Raw genomic sequence first — 17,373 nt, forward strand, 5'->3', positions numbered from 1 at the left:
TGACGAGCGCCGGAAACGGGCGCGCCGCAGCTAGTCGGCCGGACCCGCCCGAACGATCGCCGCGTCCCGGAGGAAGGCCCGACACATCGCCGCCATCCCGAGGCGGAACTGGTCGAGGGCGTCGCGGTCGGACTTGGTCTCGACGGCGACGCGCGTCGCCCCCGTGACCGCCGAGATCACGAAGAAGGCCACTTCCTCGACCGGCTCGAAGCGCGCATCCGGCGTGCTACTCAGGAGCCGCACGGTCGCCTCGTGGAGCCGCGCGAAGGTCGCGTTCACGAGCTCCGTCACCTCCACCTCCGCCGCTGCGAGGTAGAGGGCCCGGGACGTCTCGACGTCCTTCGTCTTGGCGAGGACGTAGGCGGACACCAAGGCGTCCGAGGCGACGGCGACTGGCCGGCCCATGTGGCCGCGGCAGGCCTCCTCCACGGCGTCGGCCACCTCACCGAGATAGCGCTCGATCACGGCGCGGAGCAGGGCCTGCTTGTTCGGGAAGTACTGATACATCGTCCCCACCGACACGCCGGCGCGTTCGGCGACCCGCGTGGTCGTCAATCGGCGCGGGCCGTGTGACCGCAGAACCTGAACGAATGCCTCGAAAATGGCGTCGACGGTCGCGGTCGACCGGGCCTGACGCGGTGTCTTCCGGGGCTTCAGGGCCGGTCGCGGCCTGACGGGCATATGCGAATCCAAAGTGCGGGTCTGCTTCATATATCGATGCCGAGCGGCCGGGCGCAAACGACCGAGGCGTCCGGACGGACGTCCCGGCGGCTGTCGGAAGGAGAGGCTCCATGACCATCGGACAGATCCCCGAAAAACGCGGCTCCACCTCCTCGCCCGCCTCCGGCGCCGACGGATCCGGTGCTGTGGCGCTGTCTCGTCGTGCCGTCGCGTTGTCGGCGATGGCATGGCCGATCGCCGTCGCGGACCGCGCATCGGCGACGGCGAGAGGCCGGGATGCCGGTCCGCCGTCCACCGCCGGAATCCAAGTCGCAAGGGAGAACCCCATGGCACCCGATCAGATCGAGGCCACGCTGCAGAGACTGGCCGACGGTTTCCGCTCCTGGCCGAACGCGCCGATCCTGCACTGGCCCGACGAAGCCGGGCTGGCCTACGAGAACGTCTGGTTCCCGTCGGAAGACGGCGTCCCGCTCGAGGGCTGGTTCATCCCGCGGCCCGGATCGGACCGGATCGTCATCGCCAACCATCCGCGCTGGTTCAACCGGGCCGGTCTCCCGTCCCACCTGGAACCGTGGAGATCGTTCGGCGGCGCCACCGGCAACGATTTCGAGGTCGACTTCGTGCCGGACTACAGGATCCTCCATGACGCCGGCTACAACGTGCTCGCCTACGACATGCGCAATTTCGGACACAGCGGCAGGGCCAATGGAGGCATCTTCTCCGTCGGCCGCTACGAGTCCCGCGACGTCGTCGGCTCGCTGAGCTATGTGCGCAACCGCGACGACACCCGCCACATGACGATCGGGCTGTTCAGCCGCTGCGCCGGCGCGAACGCCACGATGTTCGCGATGGAGCGGCGGCCCGCGGTGTTCGACGGCGTGCGCTGCATGGTCGCGCCGCAGCCCCTGTCGAGCGGTGTGGCGCTCGAACGCGCGCTCGAAAGGCTCGGCATTCCCCTCACCTACATGGCGGATCTGAACACGCGCATCCGGCTGCAGACGAGCTTCTCGATCGATCAGTTCTCACCGGTTCACTGGGCGAAGAGCGTGCGGATCCCGACCTTCCTGTATCAGGTGCGCGACGACCTCTACACACGGCCGAGCGACATCCAGGCGATGTTCGACAACATCCCGGCCGCGGACAAGGCGCTGCACTGGATCGAGGGAACGACGCGGCGGTGGGACGGGTACACCTACTTCCAGCGCGAGCCGCGACGGATGCTCGACTGGTTTGCCCGTTTCATGGCGTGATCGCCGGCTCAGGATCGCCGGCGCGGTTCGTCCGGAGTCGCGGGAGCCTACCGGAACCGCGGGCTCCGGGCCGGGGCCGAGCCCGGCCGTCCGCGAGGCGGAGCCGATCGCGCGACACGCTCTTCAGGCGGCGCGGACGGCTCGCCGTCAGCTCTTGTCCTTGTCCTTGTCGGACTCGCTGAGCCGCTCGAGCCGCTTCTGCATGTCCTCGAGCTGGCGGCGCAGCACGTCGATCTCGCCGGCCTGGGCGTGCGGCGCCTCGGTCTTCTCGGGCTCCGGGCCCTCGCCCCCCTCGCGACGCGCGAACGGCGTGAACATCGTGAAGGCGCGCTGGAACATCTCCATGTTCCGCCGCACCTGGTCCTCCATCGTGCCGAGGGGGCCGAATCCGCCGACGCCCCAGGCCTGGGTCATCTGCTCGCGGAACTTCGACTGCTCGCGCGAGAACAGGTCGAGCGAGCTCTCCAGATAGCGCGGCACCAGCATCTGCATGCTGTCGCCGTAGAACCGGATGAGCTGGCGCAGGAACGTGATCGGCAAGAGGTTCTGGCCCTGCTTGCCCTCCTGCTCGAAGATGATCTGGGTCAACACCGACCGGGTGATGTCCTCGCCCGTCTTGGCGTCGTAGACGACGAAATCCTCGCCGGATTTCAACATGCCGGCGAGATCCTCGAGCGTGACATACGTGCTCGTACCGGTGTTGTAGAGACGGCGATTGGCGTATTTCTTGATGATCACCGGGGCTTCAGGCTTGGCCATGACGCGTTCGCTCTGCAACTGGGATGTCCGATGAGGATCTCGGTGCGGATGTGGGTTGCGCTCGCCCCAAAATGAACTCAGGGAACAAAAAATAGGCGAAATCTTCGGCGTCGGCTACCGTTTTGTGTGAGCACCCGCAAAATCGACGAAGCCGGTCCCGCCTGCGTGCGCCGTGCGCGCCCGCAGGCCGGGCCGACCGTGGAGACCGGCGGCCGACCGCGATCGGCGTCACCGATCGGCATCGTCGATCGTCGTCGCCGATTGTCGAGGTACGCGCCGCCGTGCAAAGCTCGTCATTGACCGGTCGTCGGGGATGCCCGACAACCATCGGAGAAAACCGATAATCGAGGTCACGACCGAACGGGGCCCGCGACACCACGCGGCGCGTCCGGCGAGGTTCGCCGCGGCCGCCGTCAATTGGAACCAGGGAGCTAGCTAAAATGGCAGAAGACATCGTCATCGTCGGTGCGGCGCGCACGCCGGTCGGCAACTTCAACGGAGCGTTCAGCACCCTTCCGGCCCATGATCTGGGCAAGATCGCGATCAAGGCCGCGCTCGAGCGCGCCAAGGTCGAGGCGAAGGACGTGTCCGAGGTCATCATCGGCCAGATCCTGGTCGCCGGTCAGGGCCAGAACCCGGCCCGTCAGGCCTCGATCAATGCCGGCATCCCGGTGGAAGCGCCGGCCTGGGGCATCAACCAGCTCTGCGGCTCGGGCCTTCGCTCGGTGGCGCTCGGCGCCCAGCAGCTCCTCGACGGCGGCAACCATGTCGTGGTGGCCGGCGGCCAGGAGTCGATGACGCTGTCGCCGCACTTCGCCTATCTGCGCACGGGCGTGAAGATGGGCAATCTCGAGCTGGTCGACACCTTGCTGCGCGACGGCCTGTTCGACGCCTTCCATGGCTACCACATGGGCGTCACGGCCGAGAACGTCGCCAAGAAGTGGCAGATCACCAAGCAGGAGCAGGACGAGTTCGCGGTCGGCTCGCAGAACAAGGCGGAAGCCGCCCAGAAGTCCGGCCGCTTCAAGGACGAGATCATCCCGGTGACGATCAAGTCCAAGAAGGGCGACACGGTGGTCGACACCGACGAGTTCCCGCGCCACGGCGTCACCATCGACCAGCTCCAGAAGGTCCGGCCGGCGTTCGACAAGGAAGGCGGCGTGACGGCCGCCAATGCCTCCGGCATCAACGACGGCGCCGCCATGGTGGTGCTGATGCGCCGCAGCGACGCCGAGAAGGGCGGCCATCCGATCCTCGCCCGCATCGCCTCCTGGGCGCATGCCGGCGTCGACCCGGCCATCATGGGGACGGGCCCGATCCCGGCCACCCGCGCGGCCCTGAAGAAGGCCGGCTGGACCCACGAGCAGCTCGATCTGGTCGAGGCCAACGAGGCGTTCGCGGCCCAGGCGCTGGCGGTGAACAAGGATCTCGGCTGGGACACCAGCAAGATCAACGTCAATGGTGGCGCCATCGCGCTCGGCCATCCGATCGGCGCCTCGGGCACCCGCATCCTGGTGACGCTGCTGCACGAGATGGCCAAGCGCGACGCCAAGAAGGGCCTCGCCACGCTGTGCATCGGCGGCGGCATGGGCATCGCCATGTGCCTGGAGCGCTGAGCGCTCCGGAGCCTGTGCCGACAAGGTGAACCCCGGTTCGCAACGACCGGTGCCCCCTAAGAATGTCAAGGACGGGCGGCCAGGGCCGCCCGTCCCCGCGAAGACCGGGCGGGTCCGCGTGCAAGTCGATATCGATTTGGCTCGATATCGATTTGCGTTCGGGCCCGCTCTGACGTTTGATCGCCCGCGTCGTTCCCGTGCGGCTCCGGCAAGACCCGCCGGCCGCATCACGGCGACGTCCGCGAAGTGCGGGGCGCGCGCCATCGCCCCGACGGTCCCGGGCCGGCCTGTCCGGCCATGGCCGCCACTGCGATAGGTCCATGTCGCTCGACGTCGTCGATCTGCGCAACTTCTATGCCCAGCAACTCGGAAAGGTGGCGCGACGCTTCATCGGCCGGGGCATCCGGGCGCGCTGGACCGACACACGCGGCCAGCGGGTGCTCGGCATCGGCTATCCGACGCCCTATCTCGGCCTGTTCCGCGAGCATGCCGAGCGCTGCCTCGCCTTCATGCCGGCCCAGCAGGGCGTGGTGCGCTGGCCCTCGGAGCGACCGACACTCGCGGCGCTGGTCGAGGAATACGACCTGCCGCTCCCCGATTCCGCGGTCGACCGGGTGCTGCTGGTGCATGCCCTCGAGATGTCGGAGGACGGGCTGTCGCTGCTGCGCGAGGTATGGCGGGTGCTGGCCGGCAGCGGCCGCATCCTGGTGGTGATCCCCAACCGCCGCGGCCTGTGGGCCCGCATGGACACGACGCCGTTCGGCTATGGCCGGCCCTATTCGCGCTCGCAGATCGTCGACCTGCTGCGCGAATCCTCGTTCACTCCAACGTCGTGGGGCGAGGCTCTCTACATGCCGCCGATCGGCAAGCGCTGGTTCATGCGCTCGGCGGTCGCCTGGGAGCGCACCGGCGCGACCATCTCGGCGCCGTTCGCCGGCGTCCACATCGTCGAGGCGACCAAGCAGGTCTACCGCGCCGCCCCGGCCCGTCGCGAGAAGCGCCGCCTGGTGCCGAGCCTCGAGCCGGCGCTGCCGGCACCGGGCGCGGTGGCGCGCGACGCCACGATCTGATCGGCGTTCGTCGCGCGGCCGGGGGTTACCCCATCACGGATCCAGCTCCGGGTAGTGCCGGAAAATGCCCATCTGGTTGAACGGCAGCCGGCGTTCCGAGGTGAGGTAGGCCTTGATGCGCGGGCGCGCCGCCACCCGGTCGTGCAGCGCCACGAGGCGCGGCAGCTTGCGCTCCAGCCGCATCATCGTTTTCGGGAAGGCGAAGCGCAGCCCCTCGACCACCTGGAACACCGAGAGGTCCGCATAGCTGAGCGAGCGTCCGGCCAGCCAGGTGCCGGCGCCGGTCCCGCTGCCGTTGCGCTCCAAGATGGTCTCGAACCAGCCGAGAAACTTTTCCGCCCGGACGTTGCGGAAGCCCTCGGCCCGGCGCGCCGCTTCTTTCTTCTGGTCCTCGTAATAGAGGCTCGAGGCGATCGGATGATGGGTGTCGTGCGCCTCGGTGACGAGGTCGGCGACCGTGAGCTGGATCTGGTGAACCCAAAGCCGCCCGGCCTCGGACTTGGGCGCCAGCCCGTGGCGCTCACCCAGATAGGCCAGGATGGCTGCCGTCTGGCCGATCAGCAGCCGGCCGGATTTGAGAAAGGGCGGCGCAAAGGGCGGGTGCGGCACGCTGTCGCCGTCGAGGAGAGCCATCATGGCCGGCACGCCGCCGTCCGGCGCCGGCATGCGGGCGACATCGACATAGGGTGCCGCCGCCTCCTCGAGGGCGAGACGGACGAACTCGCCGCGGCCCTGAATGGTCGGCCAGTAATAGAGCTCGTAGGACATCGGTCGGCCTCGCTGCAGACCAGCGTCAACGCACAAGGCTCGCGCCAGTTCGACCGGCCGCGGCGGGCACGCCCGGAGATCAGGGGCGCGGCCATGTACCATCGCGGGAGACCGGCGAAATATCGACCACGCGACCGTCACGATGTTGCGCTAGGTCGGTCGCCACCGTATTTCAGGGCCGTCGTCCCGATCGGCTGGTCCGGAGCGCGTTCCGGACCGTATCCCCGAGGTCGTGACGCGAGACGCGACCCGACGTCATCCGGACGGTGGGGCCGTTCTCGGAGCGCGAGATGGACGATCGGACCAGGCTGTTGCACTCGCTGTCGATCGACCGGACCGCGCCCGCCGCAGCGCCGCAGCGCCGCCTGTGGCCGGCGCTGATCGGCGGCTTGGCGGTCGGCCTCGCGGCCGCCGCCGGCGTCTGGTTCGTCGTGGCCGGCGGCACCCCGCCGCGTCCGGCCCAGACCGTGGCCGATGCCGCGCCCCCCGCCCCGGTTCCAGCCACCTCCGGCCAGTCTTCCGGCGGGCCGTCCGCCGGCCAGCCGGCCCCGGCGGCCCGCCCGCGGGCCGGCCTCTCCGCCTCCGGCTATGTGGTGGCCCGCCGCAAGGCGACGGTGGCGGCCGAGATCACCGGCAAGGTGACCGAGGTTCTGGTCGAGGAGGGCATGGTGGTCGAGGCCGGGCAGGTGGTCGCCCGCCTCTACAGCAAGCTCACCGAGACCGACCTGGCGCTGTCGCGCTCGCGCGTCTCCGCCGCCGAGGCCGCCGTCAACGCCATCACGGCGGATCTGGCCGAGGCGGAGCGCATCTTCGCCCGCACCGAAAGCCTGTCGCAGAAGAGCTTCGCCAGCGAGGCCGACCTCACCCGCACCCGGGCGCGCGTGCACGTGCTGCGGGCCCAGCTCGCCCAGGCGCAGGCCCAGCTCGGAACCGCGCGCCTCGAGGCGCAGCGGTGGGGCGAGGTGCTGGAGCAGCACAGCGTCAAGGCGCCGTTCAGCGGCGTCGTGGTCGACCGCAGCGCCCAGGCCGGCGAGATGGTGTCGCCGATGTCGGCGGGCGGCAGCTTCACCCGCACCGGCATCTGCACCATCGTCGACATGGACTCGATCGAGGTCGAGGTCGACGTCAACGAGGCCTTCATCGGCCGCGTCCTCAAGGGCGGAGACGTCAAGGCCGTGCTCGACGCCTATCCGGACTGGACGATCCCGGCCTATGTGATCGCCATCGTGCCGACCGCCAACCGCGAGAAGGCGACCGTGCGGGTGCGGATCGGCTTCCGGCAGAAGGATCCGCGCATCCTGCCGGACATGGCCGTCAAGGTGACGTTCGTCGAGGACGACGCCGCCGCGGCCGCCGAGCGCAGCTCGGCCTCCCGATAGACCGTTTCCCGCGCGCCCAGCAGAGAGAAAGCGTCGATGTCCGACACGTCCCTGGTTCGCCTCGCCGGCGTCAGCAAAGGCTTCGTCAAAGGCAAGGACGCGATCACGATCTTCGAACATCTCGATCTGGCGATCCCGGCCGGCGACTTCGTCGCCGTGATGGGCCCGTCCGGCTCCGGCAAGTCGACGCTGCTGAACCTGCTCGGCGGCATCGACCGGCCCGACGCCGGCGAGGTCGCCATCGCCGGCTCGCGCATCGACACGCTGTCGGAGGGCGAGCTGGCGCGCTGGCGCGCCGCCAATATCGGCTTCGTGTTCCAGTTCTACAATCTGATGCCGATGCTGACCGCCGCCCAGAACGTCGAGCTGCCGCTGCTGCTCACCCGGCTCGGCAAGGCGGAGCGGCGCAAGCATGTCGACACCGCGCTAACCATCGTCAATCTCGCCGATCGCGCCAAGCACTATCCGCGCGAGATGTCGGGCGGCCAGCAGCAGCGCGTCGCCATCGCCCGCGCGATCGTGTCGGACCCCAAGCTGCTGCTCTGCGACGAGCCGACCGGCGACCTCGACCGCACCTCGGCCGACGAGATTCTCGGCATGCTGAAGATCCTCAACCGCGATCTCGGCAAGACCATCGTGATGGTGACGCACGATCCGGCCGCCGCCCGCTACGCCAAGCGCACCCTCCACCTCGACAAGGGGCACTTCGAGGAGAAGGAGCTCGCGGCGTGAACGACTTCCTGCTGATCCGCAAGAATCTGTTCCGCAAGAAGCTGCGGGCGATCCTGATGATCGTCTCGATCCTGATCGCCTTCGCGATCTTCGGGGTGCTGGCCTCGTTCGAGCGCGCCTTCAACGCCGGCGAGGACGTCTCCGAGGCCGACCGACTGGTGGTGGTCAACAAGATCAACTTCACCCAGCCGCTGCCGATCGCCTATTTCAACCGGATCGCCGGCATCGAGGGGGTGCGCCAGGTCACCTTCGCCAACTGGTTCGGCGGCTACTATCAGGATCCGAAGAATTTCATGGTGGTGCTGGCGATCGAGCCGGAGAGCTATCTCAGGCTGACGGCGACCGACTTCACCTTCACGCCGGAGATGACCCAGGCCTTCATCCGCAACCGGACGGCTGCGCTGGTCGGCGAGCAGCTCGCCGAGAAATGGGGCTGGAAGGTCGGCGACCGCATCCCGGTCTCGAGCAGCATCTTCTCGCAGAAGAGCGGGTCGCACACCTGGGACGTCACCATCGTCGGCATCTACGGCAAGAACAAGCCGCAGGCCGACACCAATGCGATGTTCATCCAGTTCCCGTATTTCGACGAGACCCGCTCGTTCGGCAAGGACACGATCGGCTGGCTGATCATCAAGACGGCGTCGGCCGGGCTGAACGACCAGATCTCGAAGGCGATCGACGCGATGTTCGCCAACTCGTCCTACGAGACCGCGACCGACACCGAGAAGGCCTTCAACAAGGCCTTCGTGGCGCAGCTCGGCAACATCGCCCTGATCGTCACGCTGGTGGTGGGCGCCGCCTTCGTCACCATCCTGATGATCGTCGGCAACACCATGGTGATGGCGGTGCGCGAGCGCACCCGCGAGATCGCCGTGCTGAAGACGCTCGGCTTCTCGGGCGCCCGGGTGCTGCGCCTGGTGCTCGGCGAGACCCTGCTGCTGGCGCTGATCGGCGGCACGCTCGGCATGGGCCTCGCCACCGTGGCGACGCTGTTCATGCGCCGGAGTCTCGCGATGTTCGTGCCCGGCCTCACCATGAGCGCCGGCATCGTGCTCGCGGCGTTCGGATTCATGATCCTGCTCGGGATCGCCACCGGCCTGGTGCCGGCGCTCAACGCGTTCCGGCTGCGGATCGCCGAGGGAATGGGGCGCGGCTGACATGCTCAAGCAGGTTCTGGCGGTCACCCGCATCAATCTCATGAGCATCCCGCAGCGATTTTGGCTGTCGCTGTCGACCGTCGTCGCCGTGGCGCTGGTCGTGATGGTGCTGTTGTCGTTCCTGGCCATGTCGGCCGGCTTCCGCCGCACGCTGGCGAGCTCGGGCGCCGACGACGTCGCCATCGTGCTGCGCGCTGGCGCCCGGGCCGAGCTCAACAGCGTCATCGCCCGCGACCAGGTGCGCCTGCTCGAGGATGCCCCCGGCATCGCCCGCGACGCCCAGGGCAAGCCGCTCACTTCGGCCGAGCTCTATCTCGTCGTCGACGGCATCAAGCGCAGCACCGGGACCAAGGCCAACCTGCCGCTGCGCGGCATCGGCGAAAGCGGCGCGGCGCTGCGCCGCGGCATTCGGCTCGTCGAGGGCCGCATGTTCGCGCCCGGCAGCAACGAGGTGGTGGTGGGAAAAAGCCTGGTGCGCGAGTTCCAGGGCTTCGAGCTCGGCCGCAGCGTGCGCTTCGCCACCGGCCAGTGGACCGTGGTCGGCGTGTTCGAGGCCGACGGCAGCGTGTTCGAGTCGGAGATCTGGGCCGACCTGCCGGTGGTGCAGAGCCTGTTCAACCGCAACAACACCTTCCAGACTCTTCGCGCGCGGCTCACCGGGCCGGACGCGCTCGCGACGCTGAAGGCGTTCAACGACGGCGACCCGCGCCTCAAGCTCGACGTCAAGTCGGAGCAGGACTATTTCGCCGAGCAGTCGTCGCAGACCTCCGACCTGATCCAGACGCTCGGCTGGCCGCTCGCCATCGCCATGGCGTTCGGCGCGCTCGCCGGCGCCCTCAACACCATGTACTCGTCGGTCGCCTCGCGCTCGGTCGAGATCGCGACGCTCCGGGCGATCGGCTTCGGCGGCTTTGCGGCCTTCGTCGGCACGCTGGTCGAATCACTGCTGCTCGCCGGGATCGGCGGCGTCGTCGGCGCGCTGATCACCTGGCTGGTGTTCGACGGCTTCTCGGCCTCGACGCTCGGGGCCAGCTTCACCCAGGTCGTGTTCAGCTTCCGCCTCACTCCGGCGCTGATCGGCCAGGGCGTCGTGCTCGCCCTCGTGGTCGGCCTGATCGGCGGCCTGCTGCCGGCGATCCGGGCCGCCAGGATGCCGATCGTCCAGGGGCTGCAGGGGTAGATTTTCGTCCGTCATTCCGGGGCGCCGCGCAGCGGCGAGCCCGGAATCCATACACACAGACCGGGGTTATGGGTTCCGGGCTCGCGGACTGACGTCCGCGCCCCGGAACGACGATCTGAAACTCACCCCACCAGGACGTTCCTGAACTGCCAGGGGTCGCTTTCGTCGATGTCCTCCGGGAACATGCCGGGGCGGTCGGTGAGCGGCGTCCAGTCCGTGTAGGTGCCGATCACCGGGCCGAGATAGGGCCGCTGGACTTCGAGACAACGGCGGAAATCCATGTCGTCGGCCTCGACGATGCCGGCCTCCGGATTTTCCAAGGCCCACACCATGCCGGCCAGCACGGCCGAGGTGACCTGCAGGCCGGTGGCGTTCTGATAGGGCGCCAGCTCGCGGGTCTCGTCGATGGAGAGCTGCGAGCCGTACCAGTAGGCGTTCTTGGCGTGGCCGTAGACCAGCACGCCGAGCTCGTCGATGCCGTCGACGATCTCGTTCTCGTCCAAAATATGGATCTTGTCCTGCCGCTTGCCGGCGGCGCCGAACAGCTCGTGCAGCGACAGCACGGCGTCGTTGGCCGGGTGATAGGCATAGTGGCAGGTCGGCCGGTAGACGACGTCGCCGCCGTCCCGCACCGTCAGGTAGTCGGCGATCGAGATCGCCTCGTTGTGCGTCACCAGGAATCCGTACTGGGCCTGCGCGGTCGGCGTCCACGAGCGCACCCGCGTGTTGGCGCCCGGCTGCAGCAGATAGATGCCGGCGCCGCAGCCGCCTTCGTGGGTGCGGCCGTTCTGCGGCATCCAGGTCTCGTGGGTGCCCCAGCCGAGCTCGGCCGGCTGCATGCCCTCGGACAGGAAGCCCTCGACCGACCAGGTGTTGACGAACACGTTCTGCGGCTTCGGCTGCTTGGCCCGCTGGGTGTCGCGCTCGGCGATGTGGATGCCCTTGACGCCGAGCCTTTGGGCGAGCCGGCCCCAGCCCTCGCGGGTCTTGGGCTCGACCGTCTCCAGCCCGGTGTCACGCGCGATGTCGAGTAGCGCCTGCTTGACGAACCACGACACCATGCCGGGATTGGCGCCGCAGCACGACACCGCCGTGATGCCGCCCGGCCGGCGCCGCCGCGCCTCCAGCACCCGCTCGCGCAAGCGGTAATTGGTGCGCGCCGCCGTGCTCGCCGACTTGTCGAAATAGAAGCCGGGCCACGGCTCCGCGACCGTGTCGATGTAGAACACGCCGAGCTCGCGGCACAGCTCCATGATGTCGACCGACGAGGTGTCGACCGACAGGTTGACGCAGAAGCCGCGCCCCTCCCCCTTGGTGAGGAGGGGGCTCAGCAGCTCGCGATAATTGTCCTTGTTGATCGCCTCGTGGATGAAGCGGATGCCGCGCTCGTCGAGGATGTGGCGGTCGCGATCGTCCGGATCGATGACGACGAGGCGCGACTTGTCGAACTGAAAGTGCCGCTCGATCAGCGGCAGGGTTCCCTTCCCGATCGAGCCGAACCCGATCATGACGATCGGTCCGTCGATTCGGGCATGCACGGGCCAGGTGGTCATTGCGCGGGTGCTCCGAAACAAGAAGTGAGTGGAAGACGAGACGGCACGGCGCGGTGCTCACCCTCCCCTCCAGGGGGAGGTGAGGAGCGCGCCACCAAAATGGCGTGCCCTCGTGAACGACAAACGACGGCAAAGATCAAGCCGCCTGCGGCAGGCTCATGCCGGCACGGCGGGAGGCGCGGCGAACCGCCCTCCTCGCGGCCCCGGACAGGGACCGCTGCGTGACCGTCCCGACCGCGCCGAACAGCGCGCCGGGCAGAAGCTCGCGGGCGAGCAGCCGCGGCTCGTGGCCGCTCGGCATCGCCAAGCCCGCCGCGGCCGCGGCCGAAAAGCCGAAACCCGAATAATAGGGCGCGTCGCCGACCAGCAGCACGGCGGCATGGCCGCGCCGCGCCGCCTCGGCGAGCGCCCGCCGCATCAGGGCGGCCCCGATGCCACGGCCCTGCCGGTCCGGATCGACGGCGAGCGGGCCGAGCAGCAGCACGTCGCGGCCGCCGGCGGCGACCGGCCACAGCCGCACCGTGCCGACGAGACGCTCGTGTCCGTCCTGACCGGTTTCGACGGCGACGAGCGCGAGCCCTTCGGCCGGCGCATTGCCGACGCGCAGGCGCTCCGAGCTCTTGGCGAAGCGGCACGGGCCGAAGGCGCGGTCGAGCAGGGCTTCTCGGGCCGGCACATCGGCCGGCCGCTCGGACAGGATGGTGATCATGGCAGTATCCCTCGCCGACGACAGCGAGCCCGGACGAATCCTGGGCGGGGAGTGGAAAAGCTCCGTCCGTCATGGCCGGGCTTGTCCCGGCCATCCACGTTCTTCATTCGAGCGAACGCTGGTCGTGGATGCCCGGGACGAGCCCGGCATGACGGCTCAGAGGTTCGGCGCCCTCAGATGTGGTACGTCCTCAGCGGCGCGAAGCCGTTGAACGCCACCGCCGAGTAGGTCGACGTGTAGGCGCCGGTGCCTTCGATCAGCAGCTTGTCGCCGATCTCCAGGCTGACCGGGAGCGGGTACGGGCTCTTCTCGTACATCACGTCGGCCGAATCGCAGGTCGGGCCGGCGAGCACGCAGCCGGTCGTGCGGTCGCCGTCGCGCGGCGTGCGGATCGGATAGCGGATCGCCTCGTCCATGGTCTCGGCGAGACCGCCGAACTTGCCGATGTCGAGATAGACCCAGCGCAGCTCGTCCTTCTCGCTCTTGGTCGAGACCAGCACGACCTCGGCCTCGATCACGCCGGCATTGCCGACCATGCCGCGGCCGGGCTCGATGATGGTCTCCGGGATCGCATTGCCGAAATGCTTGCACAGCGCCCGGAAGATCGCACGGCCGTAGCTCTCCACGGCCGCCACCTTCTTGAGGTAGCGGGTCGGGAAGCCGCCGCCCAGATTGACCATCGAGAGCTGGATGCCGCGCTCGGAGCACGCCCGGAAGATCTGCCCGGCCGACTTCAGGGCGCGATCCCACGAGCGGACATTGCGCTGCTGCGAGCCGACATGGAACGACACGCCATAGGGCTCCAGGCCGAGCCGTAGCGCGTGCTCGAGCACGTCCACGGCCATGGCCGGATCGCAGCCGAATTTCCGCGACAGCGGCCACTCGGCGCCGGCGCAGTCGTAGAGGAAGCGGCAGAAGACCCTGGCCCCCGGCGCCGCGCGAGAAATCTTCTCGACCTCGGCCTTGCTGTCGACCGCGAACAGGCGGACGCCGAGCGCAAAGGCGCGCGCGACGTCGCGCTCCTTCTTGATCGTGTTGCCGAACGAGATGCGGTCCGGCGCGGCGCCGGCGGCGAGCACCATCTCGATCTCCGGAACCGAGGCGGCGTCGAAGCAGGAGCCGAGCGAGGCGAGCAGCGACAGCACCTCCGGGGCGGGGTTCGCCTTGACGGCGTAGAACACCCTCGTGTCCGGCAGGGCACGGGCGAAGGCGACATAGTTCTCGCGCACGACATCGAGATCGACGACGAGGCACGGACCGTCGTCGCGGCGATGGCGCAGGAACTCGCGGATGCGCTCAGTCATGGCGCTCTCCCCAACAGGCTAGGCGGGGGCGGCGATGGCCCCCGGATGTGGGTGCGGGCGGAGACGCCTCTGCGACCACGCGCGATGGGGACGCGTGCGACGCAAACGGCTCTTCGACCGTCCGTGCTGCCTTGGATTGGAAAGGGGAGTCCCCGATCCGCACGCCCGGCAATGATGAACAAGCCTCTTCGGCGACCCGAGCCGGTGGTGGAAACCGGCAGAGACCAAAAAAGCCCGCTCCGTCGTTGCTTTAAGCCGCGTCCCCCGGGGAGAACGGGGTGCGCCGGTTTCGCCTCCGGCTGTCGATCAAGTGTTCGGAGCTCAAGCAATCCGGCGATCGAGCAGGTCCCTGAGGACCAGAAGATCGTCGTGATCTCACTCCGGGCGGCTGTCCGGCCTCTTGTCCGGATGCCCACCGATCGACACACGGCCACAGGCACGTGCGAAATTGGGCAGGGGTCACTTAAGCGATTTGTCCCGGGGGTGCAAGATGTTTGCGACCCACGACGCGGCCGTCGACCGATAAAAATATTCGGAAAAGTTGGCGGAGCTTTAACGCTCGCGGCGTGGCGCCAGAGTCGGGTGGCGCAAGCAGAGCCACCAGGCGCAAATGTGCATGGGAGAGAGGCGTCGGCGAAGGCCGTGAGAAAACCGGGACGTGAGGTCGCGCGCGGCGAAAGCCGCGATCAGCCGCGGGTCGTGAACGGCTCGACCGCCATGCCGCCGCGGACGAACTGCACCATCACGACGACGCCGAGCACCAGCAAGGCGCCGGTCAGGGCGTACTCGCCGAGGTCGCCGAGGCCGAACAGATTGGCCAGCGCCCAGCCGCCCGCGAAGGCAGCCCCGAACACCTCGGCCCCGATCAGCACGGTGGCGCCGAGCACCGTGATGACGCTCTGCCAGGCGATGCGGCGGTGGGCGGGCTTGGAGACGGTATCGAGCACGGGCAAATCCTCGTTCTTCGGCCGGGACTCTCCACGAAACCCCGACCGCGTCAAGCCTCCGCCGGCCGCGGGCCGGGTAGCGGACGTCGCACCCCGCCTTATATAGGCAGCCATAGACTGACTGCGATCCCGACCGACGCCCGGCGCAACCCTCCGACCCGGTTTCTCATGACAACAACCCCGACGACCCCGGCCGACCGTACCGCCTCGCAGGACAATCCGCTGCTGGCCCCCTGGGCGACGCCGTTCGAGGCGCCGCCTTTCGCGGCATTCGCGCCGGAGCAGTTCGAGCCGGCCTTCGACGCCGCGCTGGCCGAGCACCGCGCCGAGATCGAGCGGATCGCCACCGACCCGGCGGAACCGACCTTTGAGAACACCATCGCAGCGCTGGAGCGCAGCGGCCGCACGCTGTCGCGGGTCGCGGCCGTGTTCCACGTGCTGGCCGGCGCCCACACCAACGACGCCCTCCTGGGGCTCGAGCGCACCCTGTCGCCGCGGCTCGCGGCGCACGCCAATGCGGTGCGCACCGACGGCCGCCTCTATGCACGAATCACCGCGCTGGGCGACGGCGAAGGCTTGGCGCCCGAGCAGGCGCGGGTGCTGGAGCGCTATTCGCTCACCTTCCGCCGCTCCGGCGCCGGCCTCGATGCGGCCGCCAAGGCGCGGCTCGCCGAGATCACCCGGCGGCTGGCGACGCTGGGCACCACTTTCAGCCAGAACGTGCTGGCCGACGAGCAGTCCTATGTGCTGGCGCTGGACGGCGCGGCCGATCTCGCCGGGCTGTCCGGCTCGGCCCGCGAGGAGGCCGGCGCCGCCGCGCAGGACCGCGGGCTCGCCGGCAAGCACGCGATCACGCTGGCGCGCTCCAGCGTCGAGGGATTCTTGCGCGCCTCCGAGCGGCGCGATCTTCGCGAGCAGGCGTTCCGGGCCTGGGCGGCGCGCGGCGAGAACGGTGGGCCGACCGACAACACCGCCGTCATCGCCGAGACGATCCGGCTGCGCGCCGAGCGGGCCAAGCTCCTCGGCTACGACAGCTTCGCGGCCTACCGGCTCGAGGACGCCATGGCCAAGACGCCGGCCAATGTGCGTGAGCTGCTGGACCGGGTGTGGACGCCGGCCCGCGCCCGCGCGCTCGCCGACCGCGACGCCATGCAGGAGATGATCCGCCAGGAGGGCGGCAATTTCCCGCTCGCCGCCTGGGACTGGCGCTATTACGCCGAGAAGCTGCGCAAGGCGCGCTACGGCATCGACGAGGACGAGGTGCGGCCCTATCTGCCCCTCGACCGCATGATCGCCGCCGCCTTCGACACCGCACAAAAGCTGTTCGGGCTCGGCTTCGCCGAGCGCCATGATGTGCCGGTCTGGCACCCCGACGTGCGGGTGTGGGAGGTGACGGGCCCGGGCGGGCGAAAAGTCGGCCTGTTCTTCGGCGACTATTTCGCCCGCAGCTCCAAGCGGTCGGGCGCCTGGATGACGTCGCTGCGACGCCAGGAGAAGCTCGACGGCGAGGTGCTGCCGCTGATCGTCAACGTGATGAACTTCGCCAAGCCGGCGCCGGGCGAGCCGGCGCTCCTGTCGTTCGACGACGGCCGCACGCTGTTCCACGAGTTCGGTCACGCGCTGCATGGCCTCTTGTCGGACGTCACCTATCCGACCATCTCGGGGACCGGCGTCTCCACCGACTTCGTCGAGCTGCCCTCGCAGCTCTACGAGCATTGGCTGGAGCGCCCCGAGGTGCTGAAAAGCTTCGCCCGCCACGCCGTCACGGGCGAGCCGATGCCGGACGAGCTGATCGAGCGCCTCGCCCACGCCCGCACTTTTGGCCAGGGCTTTGCCACGGTGGAATACGTCGCCTCGGCCCTGGTCGACATGGATTTCCACGCGCTCAGCCCTGAGCAGGCGGCCGGCATCGATCCCAAAAGCTTCGAGCGCGAGGCGCTGGCGCGCATCGGCATGCCGGAAGAAATCGTCATGCGGCACCGGCCGCCGCACTTCACCCATGTGTTCTCGGGCGGCGGCTACGCGGCGGCCTATTACAGCTACATGTGGTCCGAGGTGATGGACGCCGACGCCTTCGCGGCCTTCGAGGAGACCGGCGACGTGTTCGACCCTTCCGTGGCCAAGAAGCTGCACGACCACGTCTACGCCGCCGGCGGCTCGCGCGATCCCGCCGACGCCTATGTCGCCTTCCGCGGCCGCCTGCCCGAGGCCGACGCGCTGCTGAAGAAGCGCGGGCTCGCCGAAGTGGCGTAGTTCGTAGGGTGCAAT

At 68.9% G+C, this 17,373-nt stretch carries 15 protein-coding genes; 8 read left to right on the top strand and 7 right to left on the bottom strand.

Translation table 11 applies throughout. From position 1 onward, the window contains the following. Positions 1-30 precede the first annotated feature (30 nt). A complete protein-coding gene (locus tag HXX10_RS11200; protein WP_296522286.1) occupies positions 31-711 on the bottom strand; it encodes a TetR/AcrR family transcriptional regulator in 681 nt (226 codons plus the stop codon). 80 nt (positions 712-791) lie between these two features. Between HXX10_RS11200 and HXX10_RS11205 the strand changes: the two genes are divergently transcribed. Further along, on the top strand, positions 792-1,931 hold the full coding sequence (locus tag HXX10_RS11205) for an alpha/beta hydrolase (protein WP_296522287.1): 1,140 nt from the start codon (positions 792-794) through the stop codon (positions 1,929-1,931). Positions 1,932-2,078: 147 nt separating this feature from the next. On the opposite strand, the gene phaR is transcribed toward HXX10_RS11205, so the two are convergent. Beyond that, complete coding sequence (phaR, locus tag HXX10_RS11210) at positions 2,079-2,690, bottom strand: polyhydroxyalkanoate synthesis repressor PhaR (RefSeq protein WP_296522288.1); 612 nt, start codon at positions 2,688-2,690, stop codon at positions 2,079-2,081. 440 nt (positions 2,691-3,130) lie between these two features. Here phaR and HXX10_RS11215 point away from each other — a divergent pair, with 440 nt between their 5' ends. Both HXX10_RS11215 and HXX10_RS11220 read left to right on the top strand, forming a co-directional pair. After that, positions 3,131-4,306, top strand: coding sequence for an acetyl-CoA C-acetyltransferase (locus tag HXX10_RS11215; RefSeq protein WP_296522289.1), 1,176 nt, complete (start codon positions 3,131-3,133; stop codon positions 4,304-4,306). 320 nt (positions 4,307-4,626) lie between these two features. Further along, positions 4,627-5,376, top strand: a complete 750-nt coding sequence (locus tag HXX10_RS11220; RefSeq protein ID WP_296522290.1) for a methyltransferase domain-containing protein — start codon at positions 4,627-4,629, stop codon at positions 5,374-5,376. Positions 5,377-5,409: 33 nt separating this feature from the next. On the opposite strand, the gene HXX10_RS11225 is transcribed toward HXX10_RS11220, so the two are convergent. Beyond that, a complete protein-coding gene (locus HXX10_RS11225) occupies positions 5,410-6,144 on the bottom strand; it encodes a glutathione S-transferase (RefSeq protein WP_296522291.1) in 735 nt (244 codons plus the stop codon). Positions 6,145-6,434: 290 nt separating this feature from the next. Between HXX10_RS11225 and HXX10_RS11230 the strand changes: the two genes are divergently transcribed. The 4 genes from HXX10_RS11230 to HXX10_RS11245 are packed head-to-tail and all read left to right on the top strand — an operon-like array spanning position 6,435 to position 10,592. Beyond that, a complete protein-coding gene (locus tag HXX10_RS11230; RefSeq protein ID WP_296522292.1) occupies positions 6,435-7,523 on the top strand; it encodes an efflux RND transporter periplasmic adaptor subunit in 1,089 nt (362 codons plus the stop codon). 36 nt (positions 7,524-7,559) lie between these two features. Continuing rightward, entirely contained in the window at positions 7,560-8,255 is a 696-nt protein-coding gene (locus HXX10_RS11235) for an ABC transporter ATP-binding protein (RefSeq protein ID WP_296522293.1), read from the top strand. Continuing rightward, positions 8,252-9,412: an FtsX-like permease family protein gene (locus HXX10_RS11240; protein ID WP_296522294.1), complete on the top strand. Its 1,161-nt coding sequence runs from the start codon at positions 8,252-8,254 to the stop codon at positions 9,410-9,412. Before HXX10_RS11235 ends, HXX10_RS11240 begins: the two co-directional genes overlap by 4 nt. 1 nt (position 9,413) lies before the next feature. After that, positions 9,414-10,592 carry an ABC transporter permease gene (locus HXX10_RS11245; protein WP_296522295.1) on the top strand — a complete coding sequence of 393 codons (1,179 nt, stop codon included), beginning with the start codon at positions 9,414-9,416 and terminating at the stop codon, positions 10,590-10,592. Positions 10,593-10,714: 122 nt separating this feature from the next. Here the strand turns inward: HXX10_RS11245 and HXX10_RS11250 are convergent, their stop codons facing one another. From HXX10_RS11250 to HXX10_RS11265, 4 genes are all read right to left on the bottom strand, one after another. Further along, positions 10,715-12,145: a homospermidine synthase gene (locus HXX10_RS11250; protein WP_296522296.1), complete on the bottom strand. Its 1,431-nt coding sequence runs from the start codon at positions 12,143-12,145 to the stop codon at positions 10,715-10,717. A gap of 136 nt (positions 12,146-12,281) precedes the next feature. Then, positions 12,282-12,854: a GNAT family N-acetyltransferase gene (locus tag HXX10_RS11255; RefSeq protein ID WP_296522297.1), complete on the bottom strand. Its 573-nt coding sequence runs from the start codon at positions 12,852-12,854 to the stop codon at positions 12,282-12,284. A 173-nt stretch (positions 12,855-13,027) separates the two neighbouring features. Then, positions 13,028-14,158: a type III PLP-dependent enzyme gene (locus tag HXX10_RS11260; protein ID WP_296522298.1), complete on the bottom strand. Its 1,131-nt coding sequence runs from the start codon at positions 14,156-14,158 to the stop codon at positions 13,028-13,030. 686 nt (positions 14,159-14,844) lie between these two features. Then, a complete protein-coding gene (locus HXX10_RS11265; protein ID WP_296522299.1) occupies positions 14,845-15,105 on the bottom strand; it encodes a hypothetical protein in 261 nt (86 codons plus the stop codon). A 168-nt stretch (positions 15,106-15,273) separates the two neighbouring features. Between HXX10_RS11265 and HXX10_RS11270 the strand changes: the two genes are divergently transcribed. Continuing rightward, a complete protein-coding gene (locus HXX10_RS11270; RefSeq protein ID WP_296522300.1) occupies positions 15,274-17,358 on the top strand; it encodes a M3 family metallopeptidase in 2,085 nt (694 codons plus the stop codon). Positions 17,359-17,373 lie beyond the last annotated feature (15 nt).

This window comes from Rhodoplanes sp. (genome assembly GCF_013377085.1).
Taxonomy (GTDB): Bacteria; Pseudomonadota; Alphaproteobacteria; order Rhizobiales; family Xanthobacteraceae; genus Rhodoplanes.